The sequence below is a fragment of the Microbacterium sp. BF1 genome (assembly GCF_019279095.1).
Lineage (GTDB): Bacteria > Actinomycetota > Actinomycetes > Actinomycetales > Microbacteriaceae > Microbacterium > Microbacterium maritypicum.
The window spans coordinates 1-1714 of record NZ_JAGYWT010000506.1; the positions used below are offsets into that span (position 1 = coordinate 1).

The following is a 1714-nucleotide window of genomic DNA, read 5'->3' on the forward strand; positions in this document are numbered from 1 at the left end:
CTCCCCGACCCGCCGGACGCGGTCGTCGCCGGCAACAACCTGATCGGGGTCGGTGCGATCCAGGTGCTGACCGAGCACGGACTCACCCCTCCGGCAGTCGGTGTCGCGGTCATCGGCTCGCTGCCGTTCACGACGCTCTCACCCAGCGCCGTCACGGTGGTCCGCCTGCCGGCACGGCACATGGGTGTGACGGCGGCGCGGATGCTGCTCGAGCGCATCAAGGGCGATCGCCAGCCGGCGAGGACCGTCGTCTTGCGCAACGAGGTGCAGCCCGCGACTCCGCGGAGCTGAGCGGTCTCAGCGAGACCCCCCGGAAGCGCGTCGCCAGATTCGCGACCTCCTTGTCGAGGTCTTCGAGTCCGCGGTCGATCGAGTCGAGCCGTGCATCGAATTTCGCGTCGAGGGCGTCGAACCGCGCCCGGTGCCGTAGCGCACCGATCCCGCGAACCGTGAAGAAGGGGTTTTTCGCACCGATCGTGCAGGAGAGGCCCGACCTCCTTGCGGCTTGAAATCGATTTCGCGTACAGTGGCCACAGGTTTCAGATTCTGTGGCTCGGGTTTCAAGGAGGACGCCATGCGCTGCACCCTCGGGGTGGACATCGGCACATCCAGCAGCAAAGGCGTGCTGGTGGGTGCCGACGGCACGATCATCGCGTCGGCGACCCGTGCGCACGAGGTGAGTCGTCCGCACACCGGGTGGGTCGAGATGGACGGCGACATCTGGTGGCAGGAGTTCGTCGAGCTCGCGCGGGAACTGCTCGAGCGCGTACCGGAGGCCGAGATCGCCGGGGTCGGCGTGAGCGGCATGGGGCCGTGCATCCTGCTCGCCGATGAGGACGACGAGCCCGTGCGTCCGGCCATCCTCTACGGCGTCGACACCCGCGCCACCGCGCAGATCGAGCGGATGACCGCCGATCTCGGCGCGGACGAGATCACCCGGATCGGCGGATCGGCCCTGACCTCGCAGGCAGGAGGCCCCAAGATCGTCTGGATCGCGGACGAGGAGCACGACCCGTGGGCACGGGCCCGTCGTCTGTACATGCCCGCGTCGTGGCTGGCTCGCAGACTCACCGGCGCCTATATGCTCGACCACCAGTCGGCGAGCCAGGTCTCGCCGCTCTACGACATCGAGAACGAACGATGGCACGGGGCCTGGTGGGCGCGATATTCGGAGAATCTCGAGCAGCCCACGCTGGCGTGGGCCGGCGACGTCGCCGGCCAGGTGACGGCCGAGGCGGCGGCGCTCACCCGGATCCCCGTCGGCACCCCGGTGATCACCGGCACGATCGATGCCTGGACCGAGGCCGTCAGCGTCGGCGCCCACGAGCCGGGCGACCTGATGCTGATGTACGGCACGACCATGTTCATGGTCCTCACCGGTGAGGAGACCCTGCGCACGCCGTCGATGTGGACGACGGCCGGTGCCTTCGCCGGCACCCGGAACCTCGCGGGCGGCCTCTCGACCTCGGGGGCGCTGACCGCCTGGCTCAAAGGCCTGACCGGCACCGACTATCCGCAGCTGCTGGCCGAGGCCGCGGAGTCCGGCCCCGGTGCCGAGGGGCTGCTGATGCTGCCGTACTTCGCGGGTGAGCGCACACCGATCCAGGACCCCGATGCCCGCGGCGTGATCGCCGGCCTCACGCTCGAGCACACCAGAGGCGATCTTTACCGGGCGGCCCTCGAGGCCACGGCGCTCGGTGTGCGGCACAACGTC

Annotated in this window: 2 protein-coding genes; both read left to right on the forward strand. The window is 69.6% G+C overall.

What is annotated here, in order from left to right; translation table 11 throughout:
• A partial coding sequence (locus KZA10_RS14205) for a substrate-binding domain-containing protein (RefSeq protein ID WP_218683209.1) occupies positions 1 to 291 on the forward strand: 291 nt, incomplete at its 5' end.
• A gap of 283 nt (positions 292 to 574) precedes the next feature.
• On the forward strand, positions 575 to 1714 hold a 1140-nt coding region (locus KZA10_RS14210; protein WP_218683210.1), incomplete at its 3' end, for an FGGY-family carbohydrate kinase.